The sequence below is a fragment of the Desulforhopalus sp. IMCC35007 genome, from assembly GCF_005116575.1.
Classification (GTDB): Bacteria; Desulfobacterota; Desulfobulbia; order Desulfobulbales; family Desulfocapsaceae; genus Desulforhopalus_A.
In genome coordinates this window covers 58,374-82,408 of the sequence record NZ_SWCN01000022.1, presented here as the reverse complement: position 1 = coordinate 82,408, position 24,035 = coordinate 58,374, and the positions used below count along the sequence as shown (strand labels likewise).

Sequence of the window (24,035 nt, the reverse complement as noted above, 5' to 3'; positions counted from 1 at the left end):
TGTTAGTCCTTATTCTTCAAACGAGAGCTGAATTTTCAGGGCCTGTGATTTGTCACCCGCCAATTCAATGGCTTTAACGACATCCCGGAAATGAAAAACCGAAGTCAATAGGGGGCGAGGATCCACCAGTCCTTTTTCAAGCCATTGTACTGATGTGGTAAATTCATTGATAAAGCGAAATGCTCCGACAAAACGTATTTCCTTCGCGAGCATCCTGGTTAAAGGGAGATCGACCATGCCGGGGTTCATCCCTACCTGAACCATTACGCCGCCTGCTCGGGTGAGGTCGATATTCCCCTGGATAGCTGGAATGGCCCCGGAAGCCTCGAAACTCACATCGAAATATCCTTTACCGCTCCTCAAGGGGGTAAGGTCAGCCTTGATAGGGTCAAGTGCCCTGGTTGCCCCCATGACGATGGCCAGTTGGCGGTTACGTTCTACCAGATCCGTAGCAACGATTTCTGCTGCACCTGCTGCTTTGCAGGCTGCAATGACAAGGGCGCCGATGGGTCCGGATCCTGTGACCAGCACCTTTTTACCAAGCACAGTGCCTGCCTGGTTGACAGCATGTATTGCCACCGCAAGCGGTTCAGCAAACGCCATTATATCTTCGTCAATGGCGGGATTATATGGGATACACTGGTCGGCTCGTACGGCTACATATTGGGCAAAACCACCGTCTACGTGGGGGTTACGCATTGCGCTGCCAAAAAAACGCATATCAAGACACTGATTGCTTTTACCTTCAAGACAATATTCACAGTTGTTACACTGTCTACCAGGATTAACGGCAACCTTGACTGGGTTGGAACCATCATTTGGAACAGTCTCACCAATAACCTCATGGCCCAGAACCATGGGATGTTTGAGTATAAAATCCCCAACACCGCCATGTTGGTAATAATGAATGTCCGACCCGCAGATTCCACCCCTTGTTATTCGAACGAGCAGTTCTTTTGATGGGTCGTACTCCAGCTTTTTCGCAGCGACATAGAGATCTTTTTTTCCCCTGACATAGCAGGCATCAAAAGTAAGAAACTCTGTTTTAATATTTGCCATGGGAAATCTGTCTCCTCTCAAGGTGTATTAAATAACATTTTTATATTGAGAAAATAATATTTATGTGCTTTCCCGTTATCTCTACAAGAGAGCTGCAGTGTCGTCAATAAAAATCAGGCACTGCCATAAACCATTATTTGGAATAAGTCGTTGATGTTGTGTTGCCGCCTGTTCCTGTCCAGTTGGTATGGAACCACTCACCTCGTGGACGATCGATTCTCTCGTACATATGTGCACCAAAATAGTCCCTCTGTGCCTGAAGCAGGTTGGCTGGGAGTCTGCCGCTGCGGAACCCGTCAAAATAGGCGAGGGCGGCGTTGTGGCAAGGCAGAGGGATACCTGCTCTGATACCTGTTGCCAGAACTTCGCGAAGGCTGGCCTGCCCATTTTGTAAGGTATCTCTGAAGTATGGGGCCAGCAGCATATTGGCAGGTTGGGGTGACTCTTGGTAGGCATCTGCAATCCGGTCGAGAAAAACGGAGCGAATGATACAACCGCCTCGCCAGATGCGGGCGATGGAGGCAAAATCCAGGTTCCAGCCAAACTCATCACCTGCTGCCTGAAGTAAGCCAAACCCCTGAGCATAGGAGATGATCTTGGCGCAATAGAGAGCAACTCCCAGATGATCGATTATGGTGTTCATATCGCCATTGTATGCGGTTACCACACCGGTAAAGTGCTCCGCTGCCTGTTGGCGCAGTTCGACGTTGTTGGAAAGGCAGCGGGCAAATACCGATTCGGAAATAAGTGATAGAGGTACCCCGCAATCAAGGGCAGCATTTACCGTCCATTTGCCGGTTCCTTTCTGTCCTGCAGCATCCAGAATTTTTTCCAGCAGTGGTGACCCGTCACTGTCCTTGTACGCTGTAATATCTGCGGTAATCTCTACAAGGTAACTGTTAAGATTACCCTTTTGCCAGGTGGCAAAAGTTTGGTGAATAGCGGTGGAATCCATCCCCAGGACATCTTTCATGAACTGGTAGGTTTCGCAGATCAGCTGCATGTCTCCATATTCAATCCCATTATGGACCATCTTGACAAAGTGACCGGCCCCGCCACTCCCCATCCAGTCACAACAGGATGAGCCGTCGGCCAGCTGAGCGGATGTGGAGGTAAAGATATCCTTGAGATAAGGCCAGGCGTCGGTGGAACCACCGGGCATGATGGACGGTCCTTTGAGCGCTCCCTCCTCCCCACCCGACACGCCGGTGCCGATATAGCGAAGTCCTTTCTTCTCAAGCAGTGCAAGACGGCGGATGGTATCATGATAGTTAGAGTTACCACCATCGATGACGATGTCGCCCTTTTCAAGGTGAGGGAGCAATTGCTCGATGAATTGGTCTACCGGGTTGCCCGCTTTTAACATCATCATGACACGTCTTGGCTTTTCCAGGCTACCGACAAAGTCCGCAACGTTTGTAAATCCTTCGATTTTGTCGCTTTTTCCCCTGCCGCTGACAAATTTTTCCGTTTTAGCTGCTGTTCGATTGTATACGGCTACAGAAAATCCTTTAGATGCCATATTAAGGACAAGATTTTCGCCCATAACCGCCAATCCGGCGATTCCTATTGTATGTTTCATTACTTTCTCACTGTTGAGGTTCTTGCTTGGATAGTGGTGATAATTTCAGATACGATACTCTCAGGGGTAGTACCAATATCGACTGTCAGCCCACCATCTGGTTCCTCCATGGTTGCCAGTTGGCTGTCGAGTAAACCCTTGTTCATATATTGGTGGCTGCGGTTCCCGATGCGTGAGGCGAGCAGATCAGGGTCCCCTTTAAGGTACACTGAGACTATCTTCTGCTGATCTATTCCGAGTGTTTCCCGGTAACTTTGCTTGAGGGCTGAACAGGCCAGGATGATGGGTGTTTTTCTGATAATTGATTTGTCTATCATTGCCCTCAGTCGAAGCAGCCATGGGTGTCGATCTTCATCGTTTAAGGCAAGGCCAGCAGCCATCTTGTCTATATTTGCCTGCGGATGATAATCATCGGCATCCATAAATTGCCAACCGGTCTGTTCTTTCAGTAGTTTGCCAATTGTCGTTTTTCCACAACCCATAGGGCCGATAAGGATGATTGCCGTTGGATTTCCAGAGGTATTGGTTTTCAATTTCATCTTGTCTGCTTCGGTGGGCAGGGAAAAGAATTTTTATTGCGTCAGTCTTTATCGCCACCGAGTTGGTGGAGGATGTCTCTGCGAAATGGAATGTTGATTTGTCGTAGGTCCTGCACGGTTTTTCCAAGCACACGTTTTGCCTCGATCCTTGCTTGATCGGGCTGCCGAGAGGTAATCGCTTCTAGCAGTCGCCGGTGGTTCTCAATGCTTTGCGCGACGGATTCAACTCTCTCAAAAGTCAGCCGAACAACAAGCTCGACCGAAACCATGCAGAGATCTCGAAGTCGAGATAAGAAGATATTGCCGGATGTGCTGAGGATGAGGTTGTGGAAATCGATATCACCCTGGATAGATTCTGGGCTACGCAAGTTCTCCCCACAACTCATTCGGGCGAGAGCCTCGTTCATGGACATAAATTGCTCCATGCTACCTCGTAGAGAGGCGAGTGCTGCGGCTTCTGGTTCCATGATCAACCTGATTTCCATGAGGTGTTCGATGATCGATAAGGCCATATCGCTTTCTCGAAGCCAGCATAGAACTTCAGGGTCAAGCAGCATCCAGGAGGAAAGCGGCTGTATAAACGACCCTTCACCAGGTTTAGAGGCGACCATGCCTTTGGCAACAAGGACGCTGATCGCTTCACGAACAGCAGTGCGGCTGACCCCGAGATTTTCACAGAGATCGTTGATCCCAGGGAGCGGCTCATTTACACGCAATGACTGATCGAGCATCTTGTGGAGCAGGTGCTCGATCACCCGCCAGCGTATCTTGGGGTGTTTGAACGTCGGATTGTTCTGGAAGGTATACGTTTGTTGGACTGTCATAAAGGTCATGTTACCTGACGGCTCTTATCCTGTCGCACCATTATTGCAAGCGATGCTGTTTGCCAGCCGTGGGAAAAAGTAATTTTTTGTGTCCTGGAAAATATTATTTTTACACCCAATATAATGTAACCGTCAAATGAAAAATTCTATATCGTGCCAGAAAGCGGGAAGTTTTTCTGTTTCACAGAACAGATCTTTGCACGTTTGGTTGTTTCTGAGACGCCAGACGGCAAGTCAGAACTTTGGTTTCCGATCGTCTATTTGCTCATGTACGCTGGCGAGATGGTTTGGGAATACGGACCGAAAGTGAAAAAAGATATGATGCGTGGTGGGAATTTACTCTGAACAGCTCTATGAGCTGCGCCTTTATGTCCATGCAGTTAGCAGTAACCAGCCTTGGTTTTGGGGCAATGTGGGTCTCAGCGTTTAGAAATCCCGCTGTCGATCAACCCACACATGAACTCCTGAACATTCCATCGCAATCAAGGATAGTGGGCTCTTACGCTAAAAGCCCACTATCCGCAATCTGCATATAATCTCAAAAGTTGCTGGTTGGAGGGGGGGAATGGCTTATTTTTTCAGTGACTGGAGCACCTTGACGACTTCTGCTGGTTCGGTGAGTATTGTGGAATCTGCCCCGCCAACCGCATCAACAAGGGTTTCGTGGCTATGGGGAACCTAGATCGCGGCCAAAGGAATGTCGAATTGCCCTTTGCCGTTATGCTTTTCAGGATCGATCCCGAAACTCTCATAAATCCGCCGCACCTTCTCATTAACGGTAAAGAAAATACCAATTTCCCGTGCATAATCGGACTTCTCATTGGCTGCTGTACTGATCATCGATACAAAGAAACAGAGGCGGAGTTGAAGAGATCCGCCTTTATTGGTGAACTATGCCAAAGATTGCATAAACTCTAAAATTTCATCAGGTTCCGGTCTGGTGGTGTGGTCAGGATGCACATCAACGTTTCTGATGATGCCATTGCTGTCGACTAGAAATCTTCCGGACATCGGGAGTTGCCAGGTGTCGTTGCCATTAAACCGGGGCAGGTCAATTCCAAATTTGGAATATAACTCCTTGAGTTTTTCAGAGAGAGTGAAAACTAAACCAAGCTTGTCCGCATAGTTGTTATCTATATCTGCAAGAACAGGAAAGCTAAGGTTGTGCTTTTTTACAACCTGCTTTGTATACTTCGGTAATTGCGGTGAAATAGCGATAAGGGAACCACCAAGATCTAGAACCTGACTGTAGATTTCCTGTAGAGCTTCCAGCTCGACGTTACAATAAGGTCACCAGATGCCACGGTAAAAACTGAGAGCAAGAGGTCCTTTGCCAAGGATATCTTTGGAGTTGAAAGCATTGCCTTGTTCATCAGATAATATAAACTCAGGTAAGGTTGCACCAACCTTGATAGCTTTGTCTGCTATTCCCGATAATATCAACTTTTTCGTTTCTGCCATCAGCAATTCGACCACCTCTGGTGGCTTCGACGCCATTGATTCTTGTTTCATTGCAGTCAGTTTTTCTTGTAATTTCATATTGAACTCCAGTGTATTGTTAAACTTTGACGAATCGGGCAAAACATCAAATGGTGATCAGTTTTTCATCACTTTTTAAAATTCTGGTGAATGGGTCTGCCTGATAAATGACCTCGATACCAAGACCTTCTAATATTCCTGTCACGCCGAGTTGATCAGCACATGCTTTACAGGCAGTGATGTGCACTCCTTCGAGCTTTGCCTCTTCAATAAGCTCCTGAATGAGTGTATTCTCGCTGACCAATTTTGTGGGAGCACCCCAAATTATAATTGTTGCTTCATCCCACAGTTTTTTTCGCTTTGCGTTTATCCCATACATAAAAACCATTTTTTCTGATGTGATGAGATTGTCATTCGTCCAGAGTATATGAAGCTTGTTTTTGGTTGGCATGCTGTAAGACCTCCTGTAGTCATGGTTAGTGATATATTTTCAATACCCATCGAACCCTCGTGAAATGATTCCGTTGTTTTCCCTGTTGGTGTTCTTCTTTTTGAAGATAATGACGCTGATTAATCAAAAGCTCAATCAAGTTGAATGAATGTTCAAACTAAGCTTGTCCCAATTTGTTGTCAAGAGCCTATTTGAACGAAAGTTCAAATAGGTTGCTGGGAGTTGTGAATTGTAGCAATTATTACAACATAGATATCAATTTTTCTGTATACTTACCCATTTTGTTGGAACTACGGCTATAGATGAAAACATCTTTAACGGGCCAAAGAGTGATTTTGAGGAGGATCTATGACAAAAAAGATTATCGGCATATCCGGAAGCCCAGTCAATAACAGCAACACGGATAGAGCTGTAAAAAGATTAATGGACGAAACCGGATATCAGACCGAATTTGTTAAATTATCAAAGATGGATATTAGACCCTGTTTCGCTTGCAAAGGCTGTGTCGCCGACAATGTCTGTAAAGTACATGACGATTTTCCCGCACTAGCTCAGAAGCTGCTTGAAGCAGATGCTGTTGTCCTTGGTGGGTATATTCCGTTTGGCCAGCTTGATGGCTTTACCAGAGCTTTTATCGAACGATTATGGTCACTAAAACATGATAACACTCTGCTCAAGGACAAACCGTGGGCAACCATCCTAAACGGTCTGGATCCCGATGCGTTGGAAGAGGCAAGTAAAGCCCTTGCAAAAAAACTCACGGAGTCAGATCGGGTAAATCTGCTAGGGCAGATTCTACTTACCGGAAATGTACCGTGTAACACCTGCGGAAAAGGAGAACAATGCAAGACGAGTGCTATTCATAAAATGAGAAAGATAAAGAACAATAATACTCTGAAAATAAGTGACTTACCCTACGTTGACTGTATTGAAAATGACGGGGTCTGCAAAGAAATTACAAAGCTTGCTTCTAAGATAGTTTCTGTCGCCTGATACTCGACTGATCGTAGTGCTCTGAAGCGTTTGTGTAGAGACGTGTGGCTTGGAAAGCCATATAGATACGAAGAGGATTTTTGAAGCTGCTACTGTTGGAGATAAGGGAAAAAATGCTTTTGATTATGCTCTTTTTCCAGTGATCGGTAAGGTAGAGATCATGTTTGAAGATACCCGTGGCGAGGACCGGTGAATGGCAACGGGCAGCATCGATAGAAGTGGTTTGGTGTACGGGTTTAATCTTAGTTCTCAACAATTCGGTTTTGCAAAGAACCGGCGTCTATAATTTATGACTTTTTTTAAGGTGATGAGACCCTCTGGTGACGGTGGCGATTCCCACCCCAAGTTTTTCGGCTATCTGACGCTGGGGAACCCTCTGTTCCAGCATTTCCAAAATCTGCAGACGCTTGGCCACGTCCAGAAGCTCACTCTCGGTGAGAAGGCCACGCAGGGTCACTTCCATTTGCTCAGAGTTTTTCTGGGCAAGCAAATGATTGACTAAATGGGAAATGTATTTTATTGTCGCAGTCATGTACTAGTACACTAGTACAAATTATAAGAGAGTCAATACTTTTCTCGTCGTGCCCAGTCTGCCTTTGGCCTCGCTCACGACGCCAAATGTCGTCGCAGGAGCCACCGTCTTCATGTTTCAGGATTTACTGCAATACGTTTTTTCCGGATTGACCAATGGAGCGATTTATGCGCTGATTGCTCTTGGATTTTGTGTCGTCAATAACACCATGGGGATCGTCAACTTCGTTCAGGTAGATTTTGTCACCCTGGGTGGCATGCTAATGTTTTCCTGCCTGTTGGGGGCAGGCTTGCCGATGGTTCCCGGCCTCCTTCTTGCTGTTGCAGGTGTTGCTGTCGTTGCCATGGTGGTGGAACGCTTCGGTTTACGTCCAGCCCGATCAAATAATCACCTGGTGCTGATCTTCCTTACTGTTGGTCTCTCGATCATCCTGCGCGGCATTATTAAGCTGGTCTGGGGGAAAAATCGCATGGCTCTGCCGCCTCTCACCACGGATCACCCCATAACTATTTTTGGAGCAAGCGTACTGCCCCAGGCCCTGTGGATTCTACTGCTTACCATTGTGGCCATCAGCCTTCTCACCTGGTTTTTCTACAAAACATCTCTTGGTCTTTCCATGCGGGCGGTGGCCTCAAACCCTAAAGCTGCCGCAGTGGTCGGCATCCCCGCAGGACGCATCCGTTTGACCAGTTATGCCATAGCAGGGGCTCTTGGAGGCTTGGCCGGGGTGTTGGTTACTCCCATCACCACCCTTAATTATGATGTAGGCGTCCTCTTGGGATTAAAGGGTTTTGCCGCTGCGATCCTGGGAGGTTTTGGTTCTTTTCCTGGAGCTGTTTTTGGTGGTCTCATTCTGGGATTGCTGGAGTCGCTGTCGGCCGGATATCTCTCCAGTGCCTATAAAGATGTGGTGGCATTTGTTGTTTTACTGCTGGTACTTTGTGTGCGGCCAAAAGGTTTGCTCGGTAAATGATTTTGATTGTTAAACACCCTGATATAAAAAGGATATTATGAATAAAGAGTTAATGATGGGAAACGATGCGATCGGGCGGGGGCTCATTGAGGCCGGCTGTCAGGTTGCTGCGGCATATCCAGGCACACCGTCAACGGAGATTCTTCAGTCGGTTATCAATAGAAAAGATCAGGCCGTAAGCCCACTCCACCTTGAATGGTCGGTAAACGAAAAAATTGCCTTTGAAGTTGCTCTTGCCGCAAGTTACACGGGCAAGCGTTCGGTGGCTGTGATGAAACAGGTTGGCCTGAACGTGGCAGCAGACCCTTTTATGCGGACCGCTTACCTTGGGGTGAAAGGTGGTATGTTGACGGTGGTAGCCGATGATCCAGGCCCGCACAGTTCGCAAAATGAGCAGGATACACGGCTTTTTTGTCTTCAAGGACGAGTGCCGGTACTCGACCCAGCCAGCCCCGAACAGGCCAAGGCGATGATAAAGCCAGCCTACCAGCTTTCAGAAAAATATGAGATGAATATCGTCCTTCGTCCCACCACACGGGTTTGCCATTCCCGCCAGAGTGTCGAGCTTAAGGAGCCGGTACAACTTGATCGGAGTTCGGCTTTTAAACCTGACACCGGTCGCTGGTGTGCCACCCCTGCCTTTCTGCCAGCTTTGCACCGTACTCTCAATGAAAAACTAGAAAAAGTAGCGAAAGAACCTGAGTGGCAGCCAAAGAAAAAAGAAGGCAATAACAGCCAGCCAAGAATTGCACTTGTGGCCTCCGGTATAGCCTACGCCAACCTCGTCGATCTGCTTGATGAACTCGGCCTCAGCAATACCATCGACCTGTATCAGGTACTGATGCCCTATCCTTTAAGTCCAGATTTTATAGCAAACCTGAAAGAAAACTACGATCGTCTGCTTATTCTGGAAGAAACCTATCCGGTGATTGAGCTCCAGCTTGGTCACCCGGGGGCGGTGGGTAAACAGAGTGGCGCAGTGCCTAAGGAGGGTGAACTGAGCCCCGATATTCTCTACCGGACCCTGGCTACTTTTCTCGAACTCGACCCACCTGCGGATCTTCCTGCAAAGGGCCGTGGGCAGCGGCCATCGCTTTGCCCCGGCTGCCCACACCGGGCAGCGTTTTACTCCATAAAAAAATGTTTTCCAGAGGGAATCTTTCCCTCTGATATTGGCTGTTACACTCTTGGAATGAACCTTGACGCAGTCCACACCGTTCACTGCATGGGGGCCTGCATCAGCCAGGGCGCAGGTTTTCACCAGGCCTATAAACAGGATGGAGGGAAGATACCTACAGTGGTGGTAACCATCGGTGATTCGACGTTTTTCCATGCCGGAATCCCGGCCCTCATCAACGCAGTGCTGCAGGACGCCAGAATCATTGTGGTGATCCTCGACAACAGTACCACAGCCATGACCGGAGGCCAGCCGGTACCCACCATGGGTTTTACCGCCGGAGGCAGAAAGAGCAAAATCGTAGCCATCGAACCTTTGGTGAAGGCCAGTGGGGTCGAATTTATCGAGAGCTGCGATCCTTACAATCATATGCGTTTTGAAGAATTACTCAAAAAGGCGGACGCCCATACCAGAAGTGAAGAGGGTGGGGTGGCTGTACTCATCTCACGGCATGGCTGCCTGATGACTCCCGCCGTGCGTAAAGCTCAGGACGCCCCTCCGGTGATCATCACCGACCAGTGTCTGGGCTGCGGTCTCTGTGTTGACACCTTCGAGTGTCCCGCACTTTCTATGGATAAGGAAAATGAGGTGGCGGTCGTGGATCCAGATCGTTGCCACGGTTGCGGTACCTGCATCCAAGTCTGCCCCGCACAGGCGATCGTAGAGGAGGAAAATAAATGAAACAGCAGATACTCGTCAGCGGTATAGGTGGACAAGGTGTTCTTTTTCTGACCAAGGTTATCGCGCAGATGGCGGTGAATCACGGTCTTCCGGTACTCACTTCTGAGGATCACGGCATGGCCCAGCGTGGAGGAACTGTACTTTCCACTCTCAAGGTGGGAGATTTTGCAGCCCCTTTAATTCGTACTGGACAGGCCGATGTGGCACTCATTCTTTGGGATGATAATCTTGCAGCCCATTGCTCTTTGTTAAAAGAGGGAGGAGCGCTCTTTGTTAATTCAGATAAAGCTGGTGAAGGAGACCGGATTGATGGATCGAAGATAGCAAGGGAGATGGGCAACTCGGTCCTGTCAAACCTTATACTGCTCGGACGTGCAGTCAGGAAGAAGGCTCTTTTTTGCAGTGAGGAGGAGTGTGTTGTGGCCATCAGGCAACTTGCACCAGCAAAATTTTTAGAGCAAAATATTCAGGCCTTTACTACCGGTTTGAATCTGTAAAATATGATGTCTCTGCGCGACAGATTTTTCTATTTTATCTCCCTGCACCGGACAGGACTGATGGTGGTCATGCTGTCGACCCTCTTGATGCTTTTTCCCCTTTTTGAGGACAACCCCTACACCCTTGGGGTGACCAACCTCATTGCTATCAATACCATTGTGGTGCTGGGCCTTAACCTTTTTATTGGATACGCCGGGCAGATCTCCCTTGGTCATGCGGCCTTTTTTGGCCTTGGGGCATACGGGTCGGCTATTACCACTGGTACCTACGGGCTGCCACCATGGCCTGCTATGTTGCTGGTTGCCATGGCTGTTGGCTGTATTGCGCTTTTCGTCGGGATTCCGGTGTTGCGTCTGTCGGGCCACTACCTGGCAATGGCTACCCTTGGCTTTAACTTTGTGGTGCATAGTGTGCTGCTGGAGTGGGATACACTTACCGGAGGTCCCAGTGGCTTTTCAGGTATCCCTTACCTCGCCTTTGGTGACTTTTCCTTTGACGACGAGGTTCGCCTCCACTACCTGCTCTGGTCGTTTACCATGATCTGCCTGTTGCTCTGCCTGAACCTTGTACGCAGTGGGGTTGGCCGTGGTTTATCGGCCCTGGCCGAGGATGAAACTGCAGCCGCAGCCCTTGGGGTCAATACCCGCCTGGCAAAAATCAAAATCTTTGTTCTCTCGGCTGTAATGGCCTCCTTGGCGGGTAGTCTCTTTGCCCACTGTTACTCCTTTATTAGCCCGGATTCCTTTGGTATTTTCACTTCCACTGACATGGTGATAATGGTTGTGATCGGTGGCATGGGTTCCATCTGGGGTTCGCTCTTTGGAGCTGGCCTCATCACTCTGTTACCGGAATGGATCGGGGTTTTTGAGAACTATAAGGATTTCGTTCACGGTGGTATCCTGGTGCTGGTGTTGATGTTCCTGCCCCAGGGCCTGATTAGTGGACTTAAAGACATGGTTACGGTGCGACTGGCTTTGCACAAACAAAAAGGAAAGCAAAAAGATGCTGCGACTTGATCATCTCTGTAAAAACTTTGGCGGCCTGCCAGCGCTTTCAGATGTTTCTTTTACTGTACCAAAGGGGAAGGTAACCGCTCTTATAGGTCCAAATGGGGCAGGCAAATCAACCCTGATAAACTGCATTACCGGGGTGTTGCCGGCCACCAGCGGCTCGGTTCTTTTTAAAGGCCATGAGATCGTTAATCTCGCATCCCATAAGATCAGTGCTCTCGGTATTAGCCGCACTTTTCAGAATCTGAGGCTCTTTCCGCGGTTGTCTGTTTTAGATAATGTGATGACAGGTTTAACCTGTGAAGGTGGACACTCCATGATCATGGCCATGTTACGACTACCTTACCTGCGTCACCGTGAACGACAGTTAAAACTGAGATCTCTGGAGGCCTTGGACTACTTCGACCTGAGTGACAAAATCTACTGGCCAGCCGAGATTCTCGCCTATGGGGATAAAAAGCGTGTGGAACTGGCCCGTGCCATCGTTGGCAAACCCGATTTACTGCTCCTTGATGAACCTGTAGCCGGACTAAACGGTGAGGAAACTGCAGCCGTGGGCGACCAGCTGAAACTTCTCCGCCGGGCAGGTCACACTCTGATGCTGGTGGAACATGATATGGACCTGGTTATGGAAATTGCCGACCAGGTTGTGGTGCTGGATAGCGGCCGTTGTATTGCCACAGGCACGGCGGATGAGGTGCGACGTAACCCTCTGGTACTGGAAGCCTATCTGGGACGAATGGAGGCCACAGCCTGATGATGCTGCAAATAAACGATCTCAACGCCCACTACGGTGCAGCCCAGGCTCTTTTTGATATTAATCTGGAGATTGCAGCCGGCGAGACGGTTGCCCTGGTCGGTGCCAATGGTGCCGGCAAATCCACCCTGCTCAAATGTCTGCTGGGTCTGCATAAAGCCACCAGTGGCACCATATTGCTTGATGGCAAGGATGTCACGAAGAGCACGCCCGCCCAGATGGTGCGGTTGGGGGTTGCTCTATCTCCCGAGGGTAGAGAGGTGTTTGCGCATCTTTCGGTTCTTGAAAATTTGCAGTTAGGTGCCATCCCGCTCAAGCTGGCTAAGAGTGAAGAATCCTCTCGTATTGCTGAAATATGGACCCGTTTTCCTAAACTTCTTGAGCGAAAACATCAATTGGCAGGGACCCTTTCTGGAGGTGAACAACAGATGCTGGCCATGGGCAGGGCACTGATGGCCAAGCCCCGTCTGCTGCTTCTTGATGAACCGAGCCTCGGTCTTGCCCCCCTGATTGTTGACGAAATATTCTCTATTGTGCGCCAGCTTGCCCGGGGAGGTACAACTATCCTGTTGGTGGAACAAAACGCCGCCAGGGCTCTTTCTGCCTCAGACAAAGCATACTTGATGGCCAACGGTAAAATAGTCGAACAGGGCAAAAGCAAACAACTCCTCAATAACCCGGCCCTGCGATCCGCATTTTTAGGCGCTGCCAGTGATGATAACCCTGCGGCCAGCCGTCTTGGAGCCGCAGGCCTGACCAATATACGTTTGGAGAAACCCGATATGCACACACACGATTTCATGCCGAAATTTCAAGATGAACAGGCACTCAAAGACCATCAGCTGAGAGGCTTGAAATGGACTGTTTCTCACGCCTATGAAGGCTCGAGTCAATACCGGCAAAAATTTGACGAGGCTGGAATCAGTCCCGGCAGTATTGAGAGCCTGGAAGACCTTCAGAAACTGCCCTTTACCAGCACCGAAGATCTTCGCAGTGGCTACCCTTTTCCCTTGCGGGCCGTACCCTTTGAACAGATTGTCCGGGTCCATGCCAGCTCCGGGACCACTGGTAAACGAAAGGTGCTCTGTTATACTCAGAAAGATCTGGACGACTGGTTTAGCTTTTTTGCCAGGAGTTACCAGATGGCAGGAGTCACACCACTTGACAGAGTTCAGATTGCAGTGGGCTACGGGGTCTGGACGGCGGGCATGGGTTTTCAGATGGGTTGTGAAAAAATCGGCGCCCTGGCTGTACCCCTTGGACCAGGAAATATCGATATGCAGATCCAGTTTCTGCTGGATTTTCAGTCCACCGTTTTTTGCTCCACGGCTTCCATGGCCCTTTTGATGGCTGAAGAAATCCACCAGCGTGGTATAGCAGATAAAATTGCAGTCAATAAAATTATATATGGCTCTGAACGTTCCAGCCGATCCATGCGTCAGAAGATATCTGATCTCTTTGGTGGAGCCGAACTATTTGACATTACAGGACTCACTGAACTCTATGGGCCGGGTACCGGTATTGAATGTACCACCCACGACTGTATCCACTACTGGTCTGATTACTACCTGCTGGAAATACTCGATCCAGACACCCTGCAACCCCTGCCTGACGGAGAATGGGGAGAAATGGTGGTTACCAGTCTTTGTAAAGAAGGGGCACCACTGATCCGCTACCGTACCCGTGATATCACCAGGATTATTCCCGGTCAGTGTCCCTGTGGTTCACTTCTGCCACGCCATTCCCGGATACGGGGCCGCTCCGATGATACCATCAAGTTTCGCGGGGTTAATATCTACCCGAGTAGCATAGACACCATCCTCTCGGAAGTTCCGGGCCTCGGCTCTGAATACCAGATCCATCTCACCCGTGACAGTGCCGAAAGAGACCATCTGCGCCTGGTGGTGGAACGGGCTGAAGGAGTGGATGACCGAAGGAGCGCTGAACTGATCCATGAGGTCGTTCATCAGGTCAAAAAACAGTTACTGGTATCTGTGAAGACAGAGCTGATGGATTACGGCTCTCTGCCCAGGTCTGAACGAAAAATACAAAGAGTCTTTGATAACAGGATACAGGACGAAATAGTCTAATTGCTCTAACAACCTCAATAGGAGATATCCATGAAAAAGCTATTAGCAGGTCTTATCATCAGCAGTATGATGACCTCGGCTGCCTTTGCCGCTGACACAATTAAACTGGGTGCCTTTTTTGACCTGTCCGGTCGTGCAGCTTTTATAGGGACACCCACTAAACTGGTGGCCGAGATGCTGGTGGAAAAACTCAACGCCGAAGGGGGGATTAATGGTCAACAGCTGGAGTTAATCATCGCCGATACCGAGGCTAATCCCACCAAAACCGCATCAATTGCCAAGAAATTTATTCATAAGGATGGTGTGGTTGCCATCATCGGTCCGACCCTCACCGACACTGGCATGAATGTTAAAAAAATAGTAGAAAATGCACGGACGCCTATCTTTATGACCGTAGGCGGCGATCCAGTTGTTATGGGGGGTAAGTTCGGATCGTTTAAATATGTGTTTAAGTCCCCCCAGCGTTCCAGTATTGCTGTAAAACGACTTTTCACTTATCTCAAAGAAAAAAACCTGACAAAGGTGGCACTTCTTTCGGCAGCCGATGGTTTTGGCAAGGATGGTGCCAGCTGGATGGATAAGTTAGCCGCTGAATACGGTATTGAGATCATCGCCCGCGAATCATTTGGTACCAGAGATACCGACATGACAGCACAGCTCACCAAGGTGAAAAATAGTTCTCCCCAGGCAATCCTCGCCTGGACCATTGGACCGGCAGGATCGATCATCGCTAAAAACAAGGTACAGCTGGGAATCGATACACCTCTCTTTCAGTGCCATGGTCTTCCTGACCCCAAATATATTGAACTTGCAGGTCCTGCCAGTGAAGGTGACCGGATGCCGGCCACCAAGCTGATGGTTGTGGATGAGCTGGCTGACAGCGACCCGCAAAAACCCGTTATTGAAGAGTTTGTTAAACTCTATAAAGAAAAAGGCTACGACAAACAGTTCCCTATTAACACCCACTCCGGCTATGCCTGGGATGCGATTATGATGGTTGCCAATGCGATCAAGAAGGTGGGAACGGATAAAGAACTGCTGCGCACAGAAATAGAATCCACCAAAAACTATATCGGGATTTCGGGAACCTACAATATCACCCCGGAAGACCATAACGGCCTGGATGTCGACTCCATGGTTATAGTGCAGGTAAAAGACGGAAAATTTACCTTGGCAAAATAATCTGTCCGTTGCAAACTGGACATAGTAAAAAAGGGGAGGGCTTTACCAGCTCACCCCTTTTTTTGTTTCTGTGGTCATGAAGATATACTTTTCTCCATTTCTGCTTGTTGTCCGTTTAATAGAGGATTGTTGTAAATTGTGTGTTTGATCTGTGGGGGACCTGTTGCTCTGTGGAAGACCAGGAAACTGAGACAACTACGCCTAATGCAGAAGATAACTGCAATTTTCTCTTAGTAGGACATGAGGAAAATCTAGACCGGAGATGCTACATTGAAAGAAGATCAGAGATTTCATCCCGAGTGAGAAGGGCGTGGAAGCGAACGGTTTGTCTTTGGTCCATTCCCCTTCTTCGATCACCTTTTCGGCGGTCGACCCCCAGTCTTGTATGAGTAATAGAGCGGATCCAGATCTTGATCGTTTTCGGTCTGAGCCCCAGTAGGGTTGGATGCTCCACCAGGGATGATGCAAGGCTTTCTACCAGCTTTGTAATCAACGATTCTTACCACCTCCAGAGCCTCCAGAACCTCCAGAGCCTCCAGAGCCTCCAGAGCCGCCAGAGCCGCCAGAGCCGCCAGAGCCACCGCCAGAGCCACTGGAAGAGCCACTGGAAGAGCCACTGGAAGAGCCCCCTGAACTACCATTACCTCCTGCTGAACCTCCGGAGTTACCATTGTTTCCAGATAAGCCTTTGGAAGTACCACTATCCAAAGTAGCTGATGCTTCTCCGAGTTGGTGGACCGCCACTCCGCGACCAATACTTTCTGCAAATTCCATGGCTATGTTTTCAGGAGAGCCCCACTTTGCCTGAATACTAAAACGGTGTCTCAACTCACTCATCTCCTTGGAGTGATACGATTGGTGGAGGGCGTTAGAGAGTACATTTGATACTGTTGATGAGTGTACCTGCCTGCGTGCCATGTCGCGTGCGGTCAACATAGTTTCCTCTATCAACCCTCTTCGTTCTATCCTGTTCATGTTTCGGATTTGCTCTTTTAACTGCTGAGCAAGCCTCTCACAATCCACTCCTTCCCAACCTGCAGCAAAGGCTTGAGCTATAATTTCTGTCAATTTGCCATTATCAGACTGTATATCGGAAAGGAGCTGTGTGTAATGTATTGCTCTCCTATATCTATCCTGCACCTGATAGGTTGCATGCAATATATTGTCAGGTTTTATATTCTTGGCTATTCCTTCGTACACCTTTTGGATCAACGGATCGACAGGTAATTCCTTTGCCTCGGACTCTTTGAGCATACTTCTGAATTCATTAAGGTCTGTTGGGCTAAAACCATATTCCACCATTCTCTGTTCAAGTAGACTAGCCTCTTCTGCATGACCTTCTATCGACATCTTTTGCCCAGATGTAAGCTGGTTCTGAGGCGGAGATTCGGAAAATGCGATTACAGGGACGAAGACAAGTAAAGGAATCGCTAGAATAGCTGACACTAGACCCGTATATTTTTTTGACATAAAAACCTCTCCATAAATATTCCTCTTCTCACGTACTTCCTGTAATATAACGGTTATAGCCAAGTAAAGTTACGACTCTGGCGAAAAAACACAATTTCTACCTCCAAAATCATCCTGGACAGTTACGTCACAGTCCGGAATTGTGATAACCCCGTCAATTATATAAAAATATGAAAATTCGGTATTCATTGGTGAAGTGTGTGCCCAAATACCACTTTCTTCCAAAAATGCTTTGTTATATTGATAATGATCAAGACTCGAAACAAAATACACCTCTTTTGCATCTGGATTTTTCAAATAAAAAACGACATGGTTGTCTTGTACTCTGGAATAATGATTTGATGCACAGCCAGACAAAATCCATAAACAGACCAGTATGTAAAGAGTGTTAATGCTGTAATCTCGTTTTTTCATGCGATAGTCAAATTTGTAAAATTGAATTGGAAAAACCAAAATCATCCATCTCCCTGTCTAAAACTGTTGGGTCAGGACGATACTGGTTCCCATTTATCACAAAAGAATAACGATGCTCACCACTGGGCAGTTTTAGAGTCACTTCCCAATATCCTTCCTTGCCGCTACGAACAAGTGGGATTTTTTCCCAATGTGTGAAGCTTCCGACAATTTCTACCTGGTCTGTCTCTTTTTGCTGAATGACAAACCTTCGGTAGATGTCACTCTCCTGATTTAAAGAAGCTATTTGTTGAGTTTTTTGCACGTAGGTGCCACCAATAAAAGACAAAGCCAGGATCAAAACTGCCGCCATTACCCAGCCACTCATACGAGTAATTTTTGATTGTAATACATTTACCGGTTTGTCCAATGGTGCTTTCTGGCGCAAAACAGTATGGAGCATCTTTTCCTGTTGGAGAAATTCAACAGCATTATTATAAAATTTTACGTCGTGATGAACCTTCTCAACAAAATGACATTTTTGCCCAAGCGACAATTCGTCATCCAGATACAAACTTATCAAGTGATCAATATTTTTCATTCGCTCTCCACCAAAAATTTCCGTAATTGTGTCCTTGCTCTGTGAATTCGTACTTTGACATTTACGGCACTTAAATTGAGGGTATTTCCTATCTCACGGTAAGGTACACCGTTTACAGCAAGGACTAGTAACTCCCTGTCTGTTTCATCGAGTTTTTTCATAGCTTCATACATCAAAGAAGACTCTTCTCTAACAATGAAACGGTCCTCTTCATTGACGCCTGTTGATCTTTCTGGAGATTCGACAATTTTAAATTTTCCCCGGCTTCGATAGACATCTACCAAAGCATTTCTTGCAATTGTAAACAAAAGAGAAGGTGTGATTTGATCGTTATGGTTGTAGCTTTTAAGATGCCGGACAAAACTCTCCTGAGTTACCTCTAGAGCCAACTCTCTATCACCACATTTATATAAAAGATAGCTGAAAAGTTTGTCTTTGTAATTGAGATAAAAATGTTTGTATTGTCCCGGCATATTGCGATTCCATAGTCTTTTTTTGTCTCACTGTCATAGATATATAACGGAATATGTATGAACAGGTTACAAACAAAAATATATGAAGATGCGAAAAGTATATTTGTCTTGTGATCAAGAGCCGCGGAAGTGGGTTTAGCTGCTTTAATATGTCAGTTTATTATTACCTCTCATAGAAAAAATATTCTTATTTCTTTTCTTGGATTTGTAACTTTTTTGTCTCTCTGCGTTTTATCAATAACGTGTGCACAATCGTGCATAATTCACTTTTTAAAAACGAAGTTAAAACTATGACAAGGAGGAATTACCTTGAAACAAAAAAACCTATTTATCCAATCAGTTGTTGTTTTCTCAATTATCACCCTTTTAGCGTTTCCAGCAATAGCCGGCAATGGTAATGGACCTGGTGACGGGACAGGAACAGGAAGCGGCGCTAAGGATGGGACTGGGAACGGGCCTGGCGACTGTTCTGTAAGCTCTGTAGTAGCCTTTGATAACAACGTATTACTCGTGCGAGGTGGAAATGGTAATGGTGGTAACAAGGGACGCGGAGGAAACGGATCTGGTGAGGGGGACCAAGATAGGGACAGGGAGCAAAGCCGTGATGCTTCTTGTTTCACATAATATTTCTCGAATAATCTCCGACAGGAAATATTTAATTGCGGCCCTAGCAGTTTTCAGAACCTGACAGGGTCGTTTCTTCTCATTATCAAGCCAGCACTCGGCACAATCGTATCGTACGAGACTTTCCCTGACTATTTTTTAGATAGCAAAACTTTGTTTATCGAGAAAATTGAATCTTGTTATGAAATCTATGGAGATGATATGAACAAAATAGCACTCTTTTGTATTGTATGTATGGCAATGACATATCAAGTACAGGCTGCTTCGCTGTCCAATATTGAGCAACTTGGTAAGATTATGTACAAGGATAAAGATTTTTCGTTCAACCAGACACAGTCATGTCAAACCTGTCACCACCAGGTAGCAGGGTTTGCCGACCCGACAAATAGCAGAGATCCATATTTTACAGTGGTATCACTGGGGGCTGACGGGCAAAGCCTTGGAGGACGAAACGCACCAACAGCTGCCTACGCAGGTTTTAGCCCAATTCTTTCCCAGGGCGATGACGGCGAATATGTAGGAGGAATGTTTTGGGATGGACGTGCCACAGGCTGGACACTGCTAGACCCATTGGCTGAACAGGCCCAGGGGCCACCGCTCAACCCGGTGGAGATGAATATGCCCGATAAGGCTGCTATCGTTCAGGCTGTTTTAGACTCTGACTACGTTCATCTATTTGAAGTGGTGTTCGGTCCTGGCTCGCTAGACAATGTAGAAGATGCCTATGATTATATAGCTTTTGCGATAGCGGCATACGAAAGATCGAATGATGTTCAACAGTTTAACTCCAGGTTTGATCGAGGCATACTCTCGGAAAAAGAAATACGAGGGATGACTGTTTTCGGAAAGAAGTGTGCACAGTGCCACACCATGAACAGTAGCGATGAATTCCCGCTTTTTACCAATTATTCATATCACAACATCGGTATACCGGTTAATCCGATACTTGCTGGTAATCCTGTAGACCTTGGCCTCGGCGGATTCCTCGCTACATTTGATGATGTTGAGAGTCCAGAGAAGCAAAACGGCAAGTTTAAAGTACCAACATTGAGAAACGTAGCCTTGAGTGCACCTTATGGCCATAATGGATATTTTGCAACGTTACAAGATATGATCCGTTTCAAAAATTCTCGTGATGTATCTGTATCAGGATGGCCTTTGCCAGAAGTGAATGAGAATATTAATTACAAAGATCTCGGGAATCTTGAAATAACTGATGAAGAGATTGATGATCTGGTCGCGTTTCTCCATACTCTTTCCGACAACTAAGAAAGAACCAAAGTTGGGTTATTAAACACACAGGACTCCATAAGAGTATTGAAGCGACGATTTTCCTGCAAAATCGTCGCTTCCTCTGTTTGTGGTGTCACGATTTCATCAGATCTCATATATGTCATGACTGCCAAGAAGTACAATCAGACGTAGGTAGAAAATGAAATAACAGGCGTTGCAATGCCAGTTTATTTCGAGGTTCTCCTCTCGATGTTTTGTGTTTTCATAGGTTAGTTGACCTTTTCCATGTCCATGCCTTCCACCTTCCTTTTCATGTGGTGTTAATGAGACAAACGATCAATCGCCAGGATACCTGCAAGTGTGCTGTAAACTATGGATCAAACATTTTGATGTTGAGTGTTTCTTCAACGGATGGCCCTGGGATTTCAAGTTAACCTGAGAAAATAACGCACTTATAAAATGATATTTTCTTCTTATTTCTTTAAATGTTAACCGATCGTTAACCACCTCCCTGGTATCATATGTACCATAAGGTTGTAAGCCTATGGAAACCTTACTCACAAGAGTGGTTGCATAGGCTCTCTACAATCAATCGAAAGAAAAACAAAAGTGGGCATCTCGTTTAAAAAATGAACCGACATGAACCAATATGCAAGGATTTCTGAGCGAAATATGAGTAAGACAGGATCTTGCTTAAAATATAGAGGGTTCCCGGAAAAATTACAGCGGCGTAAAGAGCCTAACCGAGAGCTTTTTACAATCCAGTTACAAGAGAAAACAACATGACAATTAAAGCGATAAACGGATGCATTGGATGCGGCACCTGCGTAATGAGCTGTCCAACCGATGTAATACGAATGGACCCAAAGACAAAGAAGGCAGTTATCAAATATCCGGCGGACTGCCAGATATGTCACCTATGCAGGATGTATTGCCCCGTTGATGCAATCACCATTTCACCTGAAAAATCTATTCCAGTAGTAGTTTCTTGGGGGTGAAAACGATGATTGCATATATTCAAAATCGCTTCTTTCAACTGTCATTACTTGCCCTTACCGGCATCCCCCTGCTGCTGATTTTTACGATGGGCATGCCGGAGAGATCGCTCTTAAAAGAGTCGTTTTCTGTCCTCACCATCCTGGCCTTTTTTCAGCTGATTGGACAGTTTTTCTGGGCACGAACCAATAGATCCGCTGTGAGAAATCTCACAATGGGCAGCGTGTTAAAATATCACAAATTCATCGGCTACATATTTGTCGCAGTAATGCTTTTCCACCCGCTATATATTGTGATACCACGCTTTTTTGAGGCGGGATTGTCCCCTGTTGATGCCTTTGTCACCATGATTACCACAATGAATTCAGGTGTTGTTCTTGGCATCCTTGCCTGGTGTTTCATGCTGATTCTGGGCGTAACATCATTTATGCGTACGAAACTGCCCATGAAATACCAGAACTGGAGGATCCTCCACGGCGTTCTGGCGATATTGTTTGTAACTCTTGCTGCCTGGCACGCAATTGATCTTGGCCGTCACTCAACTCCTGCAATGTCAATCTTTCTCGGCGTACTGGCTGCAAGCGGAATCCTGCTCCTTCTCAAGACATATTTTTCAAATAATCAAAAACCTGTGAAATAGAAATGAAGACAACAGACACCCCAAAAGACCTGTCACGCCGTAAGTTTATGGCAATCGTTGGCGGAGCGGCAGGGCTTGCAACAATGGCCGCTATTGGAATCTCCCCAAAGGATGGCGCTTGTAGTCCCAATATTACAAAAATAGATGCTGACACGATCACATCCACCGAAAACGTGGCGGATGTGCTGGTGATCGGCGGTGGAATTGCAGGGCTCTTTGCAGCCGTCAAGGCCCATGATGGTGGTTCCAGTGTAATGCTTGTTTCTAAAGGACGACTTGGCTCCTCGGGAATGACCCCATTTGCTAAGGGAATCTTCGCATATGATCCCAGCTCAGCAAAATTAAGCCTTGATGAGTTTGTAGCTAAAGTCTCTCGCTCTGCAATCGGCACCAATAACCCGGTCTATACCCGGCAGATGGCAGAGCACTCCCTTGCCCGTGTCAATGAACTGAAGGAGTGGGGATTTTTTGATTCTCCCCTGTACAATAAAAGCTTTAGCAAGCCCATAACAGAGAGAAATATCCCTGTCAAAGAGAGAATCGTTATCACCCATCTCATCAAGGAAGACGGGCGTATCGCAGGTGCTGCCGGTTTTAGCCAGGACGATGAGAAGATACATTTTTTCAAAGCAAAAAGTGTGATCCTGTGTACTGGAGCCGGTGGTTTTAAACCCAACGGCTTTCCCATCTGCGATCTCACCCATGACGGCACGATCATGGCCTATAATATTGGCGCCAAGGTGACGGGCAAGGAATGGAATGACGGACATCCGGGCCAGGCTGAAAATGCGGCATCCTGTTTTGACGGATGGCACGGAATGTTTGAGAGAAAACCGAGCGTAAATGGTGTTGAAGTCCGCCATGATTTGGGCGTAGATCTTAATTATAAAGCCTATATGTCCGGCAATCCTGTGAGCATGGGTGATCCTGGCGCAGCAAAAGGGGATACTGTTGAAGAAGGAGGGCCATATGTTCCGGATGAATTCAAGCGAGGTGGCCCTCCAGGAGGCGGAGATGGCCCTGGACCCGGCGGTCCTCATAAAGATGGGGGAGCACCTCCGGGTATGGGAGGAACACTGGTCGGAGGTTCTTCTGCCGGTATGGCGATTCATAAATCAGAAGGTTTGGTTCCCATCAACGACAAATGTGAGTCAAATATCCCTGGCTTATACGCGGCCGGTGATGCACTTGGTTCCTATATGGCTGGGGCAATCTACACCCAGATTGGCTCCTCACTTGCAGGTTCTGCCGTACAAGGCGGGGTTGCGGGAAAGGCGGCAGCCGAATACAGCCAGGACATTGAGATAGCACAGATCTCAAAAGCGAAGATGCAGGAAGTAAAAGAAGAGATTCTTGCTCCTCTAACAAGAGAGACTGGATATAGCCCTGCCTGGGTGACGCAGACCCTGCAGGGTATCATGATCCCCAATTTCATAATATACATGAAAAAAGAAAATCTCTTAAAAGCAGCCCTGGCCTATGTTGAGGAGTTGCGAGACCATCACATGCCGATGCTTCGAGCCGCAGACCTGCATGAGTTACGTTTAGCTTTTGAAACTTCCAATATGATTGTAAGTGCTGAGATGAAGCTTAAGGCATCAATCATGCGTAAAGAGAGTCGGTGCAGTCACTACCGACTTGATTACCCTGAGATGGACACGGAAAACTGGAATGCGTGGATCAACATATTTAAAGGCAGTGACGGTTCAATGCAATTTGAGAAGCAACCCTTTGGTACCTGGCCAGGTTGATTGATCATCCTATCTTTTGGACACAAA

Annotated in this window: 26 protein-coding genes and 2 pseudogenes; 15 read left to right on the top strand and 13 right to left on the bottom strand. The window is 47.1% G+C overall.

What is annotated here, in order from left to right; all coding sequences use genetic code 11:
- Positions 1-9: 9 nt before the first annotated feature.
- From idnD to FCL48_RS19680, 4 genes are all read right to left on the bottom strand, one after another.
- Positions 10-1,059, bottom strand: a complete 1,050-nt coding sequence (idnD, locus tag FCL48_RS19695; protein ID WP_169309291.1) for an L-idonate 5-dehydrogenase — start codon at positions 1,057-1,059, stop codon at positions 10-12.
- 133 nt (positions 1,060-1,192) lie between these two features.
- On the bottom strand, positions 1,193-2,641 hold the full coding sequence (gene gnd, locus FCL48_RS19690) for a decarboxylating NADP(+)-dependent phosphogluconate dehydrogenase (protein WP_136874834.1): 1,449 nt from the start codon (positions 2,639-2,641) through the stop codon (positions 1,193-1,195).
- Complete coding sequence (locus FCL48_RS19685; RefSeq protein ID WP_136874832.1) at positions 2,641-3,180, bottom strand: gluconokinase; 540 nt, start codon at positions 3,178-3,180, stop codon at positions 2,641-2,643. Before FCL48_RS19685 ends, gnd begins: the two co-directional genes overlap by 1 nt.
- A gap of 41 nt (positions 3,181-3,221) precedes the next feature.
- Positions 3,222-4,004, bottom strand: coding sequence for a FadR/GntR family transcriptional regulator (locus FCL48_RS19680; protein WP_169309290.1), 783 nt, complete (start codon positions 4,002-4,004; stop codon positions 3,222-3,224).
- A gap of 242 nt (positions 4,005-4,246) precedes the next feature.
- Here FCL48_RS19680 and FCL48_RS25970 point away from each other — a divergent pair, with 242 nt between their 5' ends.
- Entirely contained in the window at positions 4,247-4,540 is a 294-nt protein-coding gene (locus FCL48_RS25970) for a nitroreductase family protein (RefSeq protein ID WP_371418687.1), read from the top strand.
- Between the two features lie 355 nt (positions 4,541-4,895).
- Here FCL48_RS25970 and FCL48_RS25965 read toward each other — a convergent pair.
- From FCL48_RS25965 to FCL48_RS19660, 3 genes and pseudogenes are all read right to left on the bottom strand, one after another.
- Positions 4,896-5,282, bottom strand: a pseudogene (locus FCL48_RS25965) (redoxin domain-containing protein); the annotation flags it as partial.
- A 12-nt stretch (positions 5,283-5,294) separates the two neighbouring features.
- Positions 5,295-5,543: a hypothetical protein gene (locus FCL48_RS19665; RefSeq protein WP_136874827.1), complete on the bottom strand. Its 249-nt coding sequence runs from the start codon at positions 5,541-5,543 to the stop codon at positions 5,295-5,297.
- Positions 5,544-5,589: 46 nt separating this feature from the next.
- Positions 5,590-5,934 carry a DsrE family protein gene (locus FCL48_RS19660; protein ID WP_136874825.1) on the bottom strand — a complete coding sequence of 115 codons (345 nt, stop codon included), beginning with the start codon at positions 5,932-5,934 and terminating at the stop codon, positions 5,590-5,592.
- Between the two features lie 348 nt (positions 5,935-6,282).
- On the opposite strand from FCL48_RS19660, the gene FCL48_RS19655 reads away from it, so the two are divergent.
- Positions 6,283-6,927: a flavodoxin family protein gene (locus FCL48_RS19655; RefSeq protein WP_136874822.1), complete on the top strand. Its 645-nt coding sequence runs from the start codon at positions 6,283-6,285 to the stop codon at positions 6,925-6,927.
- A gap of 49 nt (positions 6,928-6,976) precedes the next feature.
- Complete coding sequence (locus tag FCL48_RS25040; protein ID WP_169309289.1) at positions 6,977-7,120, top strand: hypothetical protein; 144 nt, start codon at positions 6,977-6,979, stop codon at positions 7,118-7,120.
- Positions 7,121-7,207: 87 nt separating this feature from the next.
- Here the strand turns inward: FCL48_RS25040 and FCL48_RS19650 are convergent, their stop codons facing one another.
- On the bottom strand, positions 7,208-7,459 hold the full coding sequence (locus FCL48_RS19650; protein WP_136874820.1) for a Trp family transcriptional regulator: 252 nt from the start codon (positions 7,457-7,459) through the stop codon (positions 7,208-7,210).
- A 112-nt stretch (positions 7,460-7,571) separates the two neighbouring features.
- Between FCL48_RS19650 and FCL48_RS19645 the strand changes: the two genes are divergently transcribed.
- Genes FCL48_RS19645 through FCL48_RS19615 form a run of 7 tightly spaced genes read left to right on the top strand, consistent with a single transcriptional unit; the run spans position 7,572 to position 15,827 of the window.
- Positions 7,572-8,432 carry a branched-chain amino acid ABC transporter permease gene (locus tag FCL48_RS19645; protein ID WP_136874818.1) on the top strand — a complete coding sequence of 287 codons (861 nt, stop codon included), beginning with the start codon at positions 7,572-7,574 and terminating at the stop codon, positions 8,430-8,432.
- Positions 8,433-8,469: 37 nt separating this feature from the next.
- Positions 8,470-10,290, top strand: a complete 1,821-nt coding sequence (locus FCL48_RS19640) for a thiamine pyrophosphate-dependent enzyme (RefSeq protein WP_136874816.1) — start codon at positions 8,470-8,472, stop codon at positions 10,288-10,290.
- Complete coding sequence (locus FCL48_RS19635; RefSeq protein WP_136874814.1) at positions 10,287-10,787, top strand: 2-oxoacid:acceptor oxidoreductase family protein; 501 nt, start codon at positions 10,287-10,289, stop codon at positions 10,785-10,787. The genes FCL48_RS19640 and FCL48_RS19635 overlap by 4 nt, the downstream gene beginning before the upstream one ends.
- Positions 10,788-10,790: 3 nt before the next feature.
- On the top strand, positions 10,791-11,804 hold the full coding sequence (locus tag FCL48_RS19630) for a branched-chain amino acid ABC transporter permease (RefSeq protein ID WP_136874813.1): 1,014 nt from the start codon (positions 10,791-10,793) through the stop codon (positions 11,802-11,804).
- Positions 11,791-12,555 carry an ABC transporter ATP-binding protein gene (locus FCL48_RS19625; protein ID WP_136874811.1) on the top strand — a complete coding sequence of 255 codons (765 nt, stop codon included), beginning with the start codon at positions 11,791-11,793 and terminating at the stop codon, positions 12,553-12,555. The genes FCL48_RS19630 and FCL48_RS19625 overlap by 14 nt, the downstream gene beginning before the upstream one ends.
- Entirely contained in the window at positions 12,555-14,645 is a 2,091-nt protein-coding gene (locus tag FCL48_RS25540) for an ATP-binding cassette domain-containing protein (protein ID WP_240744893.1), read from the top strand. Before FCL48_RS19625 ends, FCL48_RS25540 begins: the two co-directional genes overlap by 1 nt.
- Before the next feature lie 30 nt (positions 14,646-14,675).
- Complete coding sequence (locus FCL48_RS19615) at positions 14,676-15,827, top strand: ABC transporter substrate-binding protein (RefSeq protein ID WP_136874809.1); 1,152 nt, start codon at positions 14,676-14,678, stop codon at positions 15,825-15,827.
- Positions 15,828-16,092: 265 nt separating this feature from the next.
- Here the strand turns inward: FCL48_RS19615 and FCL48_RS19610 are convergent, their stop codons facing one another.
- From FCL48_RS19610 to FCL48_RS19590, 5 genes are all read right to left on the bottom strand, one after another.
- Positions 16,093-16,320 carry a hypothetical protein gene (locus FCL48_RS19610; RefSeq protein WP_136874807.1) on the bottom strand — a complete coding sequence of 76 codons (228 nt, stop codon included), beginning with the start codon at positions 16,318-16,320 and terminating at the stop codon, positions 16,093-16,095.
- A complete protein-coding gene (locus FCL48_RS19605; RefSeq protein WP_136874805.1) occupies positions 16,317-17,297 on the bottom strand; it encodes a hypothetical protein in 981 nt (326 codons plus the stop codon). Before FCL48_RS19605 ends, FCL48_RS19610 begins: the two co-directional genes overlap by 4 nt.
- A gap of 69 nt (positions 17,298-17,366) precedes the next feature.
- Complete coding sequence (locus tag FCL48_RS19600; RefSeq protein ID WP_136874803.1) at positions 17,367-17,711, bottom strand: hypothetical protein; 345 nt, start codon at positions 17,709-17,711, stop codon at positions 17,367-17,369.
- A 7-nt stretch (positions 17,712-17,718) separates the two neighbouring features.
- Positions 17,719-18,291, bottom strand: coding sequence for a glycogen-binding domain-containing protein (locus tag FCL48_RS19595; RefSeq protein WP_136874801.1), 573 nt, complete (start codon positions 18,289-18,291; stop codon positions 17,719-17,721).
- Positions 18,288-18,764, bottom strand: coding sequence for an RNA polymerase sigma factor (locus FCL48_RS19590; protein ID WP_136874799.1), 477 nt, complete (start codon positions 18,762-18,764; stop codon positions 18,288-18,290). The genes FCL48_RS19595 and FCL48_RS19590 overlap by 4 nt, the downstream gene beginning before the upstream one ends.
- Before the next feature lie 309 nt (positions 18,765-19,073).
- On the opposite strand from FCL48_RS19590, the gene FCL48_RS19585 reads away from it, so the two are divergent.
- From FCL48_RS19585 to FCL48_RS19565, 5 genes and pseudogenes are all read left to right on the top strand, one after another.
- Positions 19,074-19,388 carry a hypothetical protein gene (locus FCL48_RS19585; protein WP_136874798.1) on the top strand — a complete coding sequence of 105 codons (315 nt, stop codon included), beginning with the start codon at positions 19,074-19,076 and terminating at the stop codon, positions 19,386-19,388.
- Between the two features lie 201 nt (positions 19,389-19,589).
- On the top strand, positions 19,590-20,657 hold the full coding sequence (locus FCL48_RS19580; protein ID WP_136874796.1) for a cytochrome-c peroxidase: 1,068 nt from the start codon (positions 19,590-19,592) through the stop codon (positions 20,655-20,657).
- Positions 20,658-21,382: 725 nt separating this feature from the next.
- Positions 21,383-21,619 (top strand): annotated as a pseudogene (locus tag FCL48_RS25960) (ferredoxin family protein); the annotation flags it as partial.
- 5 nt (positions 21,620-21,624) lie between these two features.
- Positions 21,625-22,257: a ferric reductase-like transmembrane domain-containing protein gene (locus tag FCL48_RS19570; RefSeq protein WP_136874792.1), complete on the top strand. Its 633-nt coding sequence runs from the start codon at positions 21,625-21,627 to the stop codon at positions 22,255-22,257.
- 2 nt (positions 22,258-22,259) lie between these two features.
- Positions 22,260-24,008, top strand: a complete 1,749-nt coding sequence (locus FCL48_RS19565; RefSeq protein WP_136874790.1) for an FAD-binding protein — start codon at positions 22,260-22,262, stop codon at positions 24,006-24,008.
- The last annotated feature ends 27 nt before the right edge of the window (positions 24,009-24,035 follow it).